The following is a 4215-nucleotide window of genomic DNA, read 5'->3' on the forward strand; positions in this document are numbered from 1 at the left end:
CTCTGCCGACCGCGGCGGGCATCTCCCTTGGAGGCACGCTCAGTTGACGTAGGGGCCAGCGGGAGGCGAGCCATAGGCCTCGCGCATCCAGGTGTCCGCCAGCTCCAGCGGCGGCGCCGGAGCGGGGACCGGGATGTTGGTGAGCGGCCGGCCCGCGCCCGCCGCCGGGTGGCCGCCTGGGCGGTCCGTCGCCCAGGGGTCGGCGCCCGGCGCCGGGGCCTGGAGGGAGCCGTAGCGCTCCATCCGCTGCCAGCGCAGGCGGACCCCGGCGACCGCGGTGACCGCCGACTGGATCACCACCAGGTACATCAGCTGCCGGTAGACGAACTGCTGCAGCGGCAGGCTCCACAGCGGCCCCGCCCGCTCCCCGTCCAGCCGGAAGGCGTACAGCCCCATCAGCAACTGCAGCAGCAGGAAGCCCAGCCACAGGCCGAGCACCCGGACCGGGTCGAGGAAGACCAGGCCGTAGAGCGCGAAGATGTCCACCACCGGGGCCAGCAGCGGCAGCAGCACCTGGAACAGCAGCAGGTAGCCGAGCCCGCGGCGGCCCAACTTCCCTGCGGGACCGCGCTGCAGGAGCGCACCCCGGTGCTTCCACATCGCCTGCATGGTGCCGTAGCACCAGCGGTAGCGCTGCCGCCACAGGGCACCCAGCGAGGCCGGGGCCTCGGTCCAGGCGACGGCGCCCTCCTCGTAGACGACCCGCCAGCCGTCCCGGCACAGCGCCATGGTGAGGTCGGTGTCCTCGGCCAGCGTCTCCTCGGGCACGCCGCCCACCCGCCGCAGCGCCTCGCGGCGGAACGCGCCGACCGCGCCCGGCACGGTGGGCATGCACTCGGCCAGGTCGAACAGGCGGCGGTCCAGGTTGAAACCGACGACGTACTCGATGTGCTGCCAACGTCCCAGCAGGCCGCCCCGGTTGACCACCTTGGCGTTACCGGAGACCGCGCCCACCCGCGGGTCCGCGAAGGGCTGGACCAGCTTCCGCACCGCGTCCGGCTCGAAGACCGTGTCCCCGTCGACCATCACCAGCAGGTCGAAGGAGGCCTGCGCGATGCCGTGGTTGAGCGCGGCGGGCTTGCCGCCGTTCTCCTGCCGGATCACCCGCACCCCGGGCAGGTCAAGCGCCTCGACCAGGTCGGCCGTGCCGTCACTGGAGCCGTCGTCGACGACCAGGATCTCGACCGGGTGGTCGGAGGCCACCAGGGACCGCACCGCCGCCTCGATGCCCGCGCTCTCGTTGTAGGCGGGGACGATCACCGTGGCCGGTTCCGTCACCGGGTCGCCCCACGGCTGCTGCGCCCAGCGCTTGTGCCGGCGTGCGGCGACGACGGTGACCAGGGCGCGCAGCACGCTGAGCCCGCCGGCGGCGTACATGAGCCAGCCGAGGAAGGTCAGCAGCCAGTGACTGGCCGTCAGGATCCAGATCAGCCCGAGTCCGAGCCAGTGGTCCGTGCCGGGAGCCGGCTTCATCGAGTCCGGCAGGCCCGTGGTCGCGCTGACCGTGCCGACGCCGATCCCCTGCTGCTGGTACTCCGTCAGCAGCCGGTCCAGGGCGGCGACCGACTGCGACCGGTCGCCACCCGCGTCGTGCATCAGCAGGATCTGGCCGGTCCGTCCCCTGGGCGCGCCGTTGGCCACGATCCGGTCCACGCCCGGGCGCTGCCAGTCCTCGGTGTCCTTGGTGGTGAGGACGGTCAGGTATCCCTCGGCGGAGGCCTGCCGGATCGCTGCCCAGTCGGCGTCGTCCACGGAGTCGTTGCCCGCGGAGTAGGGCGGCCGCAGCAGGTCGGTGGTCTGCCCGGTGGCTCCGGCGATGGCCAGCTGCGCCTCGCGCAGCTGCAGGGTCCGCTGCCACGCGGGGATCAGGCCCAGGTTGGGGTGGGTGAAGGTGTGCACGCCCAGTTCGTTGCCGTCGGCGACGATCCGCTCGACCAGCCCGGGGTTGGCGGTGACGTTGGTGCCGATGACGAAGAAGGTGGCGTGCACGCGGTGCCTGCGCAGCACCTCCAGGATCTTCGGCGTCCACGTCGGGTCCGGGCCGTCGTCGAAGGTCAGCGCGACGGTGCCGGTGCGCGGCCGGGCCGTCTTGGGCTGCCCCTGCTCCAGGGAGACCACCGGGCCGCCCTGGGCGACCGCGGCAGGCACCTGCCCGCTGGGCCCCTGGGAGAGGCCGGCCCCGTCGGGGGTGCCGCCGAACATGTGCTGGGTGTAGCCCTCGATCAGCAGCGCACAGGTCAGGGTCACGACCAGGACCACGAGCAGCAGCCAGTGGGTGCGCAGCGGCGGCTGCGGCACCCGCCCACGGCGGCCTCGACGGGAGAGGGATCGACGACGGGACGCGCTCATGGAGTGGTGCTCACGCCTTCCTGGTCGGGGTCGCGCGCCGGGTGGAGCCGGGCGGAGTGGCCGTGCGGGTGCTGCCGTGCGAGGCGGTCGCCCGGGCGTGCGCGCTCGAGCTGCCGTGCGCACGGGCCGGGACCGTGGCGGCGGGCGTGCTGCCGGCCGCGGTCGGCCGGGGCGGAGCCGCAGAGGTCCCGGGGACCGGCCGGGTGGTGGTTCCGGCAGCGGCGCCGCCGGGACCGGCGCTCGGGCTGCCGCGGCCGTGGTTCCGCACCGGGGCCGGGTGGTGCGCGGCGCCCGGCGGATCGGGGAGAGGCAGGTAGGGGCTGTGCACCGTGGGCCCGCCGAGCAGCGTGCTGACGAGCAGTCCGAGGTACGCGACGGCGGGAACGACGAGCAGCCGTCCGAGCCGCCGCACCCGGCGCTGCCGGCGGCCACTCGCGTCGACGAAGACGGGGCGCCGGGATATCCGCCGTTCGGGGGATGGTGTCAAACCGGCTGACGTGCTGTCAGGTCCGGCCGAAGTTCTGTGCACGAGCACCGGACCCTAGCGCTCACGGGAACTTTTGACCACGCCGGGGCAGGGTCCCGGTCCGCACACGCACCCCCGCCGGTCGGGGGGTCCCTCGTCAGGGGGCGTGTCCCCTCACGCCGCCTGGTTCCGGCCGCCGCCGCGGGCGGCCTTGCGGACGGCGTCCTCCAGTTCGTCGCGGGTCATCGCGGACCGGCCCGGCACCTCCAACTCGGCGGCGCGGGCGTACAGCTGGGCCTTCGTCAGATCGCTGAGCCGGCTCCTGCCCGGCGTCGGCCTTGCGGACCCGGAGCTCCTGGCCTCGCTGCGCTCCCGGCGGGTGGTCTCCAGGCTCCGCCGCAGCGCGTCCATCAGGTCCACCACGTTGGTCGGCTCCTCCGGGCCCTCCGCGACGGCGATCTCGCGCCCGGCGGCCTTGTCCTTGACGAGCTGGCGGACCTGTTCGGCGTAGGTGTCGTGCCACTCCTCGGGCTTCCAGTCGATCGCCATCATCTCGATCAACTGCTGCGCCGTGTCCAGCTCCTGCTTCGACACCCGGGTGGCGCCCGTGGGCAGGCCGTCGATCTCCGCGCGCGGATCGCGGATCTCGTCCGCGAAGCGCATGGTGTGCAGCTCGAGCAGCCCTTCCTGGGCCCGCACCGCCGTCAGGTACTCCTTGCCGCGCATGGAGAACAGCGCCAGCCCGGCCCGGTTGGTCCGGTCGAGGGCCTCGACCAGCAGCTTGTAGATCTTGGCGTACTCCTCGCCCTTCGGACCCAAGTAGTAGGTCCGGTCGAAGAAGATCGGCTCGACGTCGGCCAGGTCCACGAAACCGGCGATGTCGATGGTGCGCGACCGTCCCGGCGCGATGTCCTCCAGCTCCTGCGGCTCGACGACGACGTACTCCCCCGGCCGGATCTCGTAGCCCTTGACCAGGTCCTGGTAGGCCACCTCCTTGCCGGTGCGCTCGTTGACCCTGCGGTTGCGGACCCGGTCCCCGGTGTCGCGCTCCAGCTGGTGGAAGTGCACGGTGTGGTCCTCGGTCGCCGTGTAGAGGGCCACCGGCAGCGTCACCAGTCCGAAGGTCAGCACGCCGCTCCATACCGGTCGTGCCATGGCCGACCACCTCCCGCTCGAGTGCCCGGGACGGTCAGGACGCCAGGTCCTCCAGTCGCCGCCGCGCCCCGTCCAGCGCGCGCTCGGCACGGGAGACCTGCTGCTCGGCTTCTTCCCGCTCCGCCTCCCGCGCAGACAGCTCCCGCCCTACGGATTCCGCCTGCCCCCGCGCCCGCTCCAGCGCCTGCCGCGCCTCCCGCACCCGGGTCCGGGCGTCGGCATCCTCGTCGCGGGCCCGCTCGGCG

4 protein-coding genes are annotated in these 4215 nt (G+C 73.5%); all 4 read right to left on the reverse strand.

Annotated elements, in window-relative coordinates; translation table 11 throughout:
* Window positions 1-39 precede the first annotated feature (39 nt).
* Window positions 40-2349 carry a bifunctional polysaccharide deacetylase/glycosyltransferase family 2 protein gene (locus ACFP3V_RS19340; protein ID WP_380585081.1) on the reverse strand — a complete coding sequence of 770 codons (2310 nt, stop codon included), beginning with the start codon at window positions 2347-2349 and terminating at the stop codon, window positions 40-42.
* A 10-nt stretch (window positions 2350-2359) separates the two neighbouring features.
* Window positions 2360-2836, reverse strand: coding sequence for a hypothetical protein (locus tag ACFP3V_RS19345; RefSeq protein ID WP_380585083.1), 477 nt, complete (start codon window positions 2834-2836; stop codon window positions 2360-2362).
* A gap of 153 nt (window positions 2837-2989) precedes the next feature.
* Window positions 2990-3970 (reverse strand): non-homologous end joining protein Ku, encoded by a 981-nt coding sequence (gene ku / locus ACFP3V_RS19350; protein ID WP_380585085.1) that lies wholly within the window; start codon window positions 3968-3970, stop codon window positions 2990-2992.
* Window positions 3971-4004: 34 nt separating this feature from the next.
* Window positions 4005-4215: hypothetical protein (locus ACFP3V_RS19355; protein ID WP_380585087.1), on the reverse strand; the 211-nt coding region annotated here is incomplete at its 5' end.

Origin of the sequence: Streptacidiphilus monticola (genome assembly GCF_042658505.1) — a bacterium.
Taxonomy (GTDB): Bacteria; Actinomycetota; Actinomycetes; order Streptomycetales; family Streptomycetaceae; genus Streptacidiphilus; species Streptacidiphilus monticola.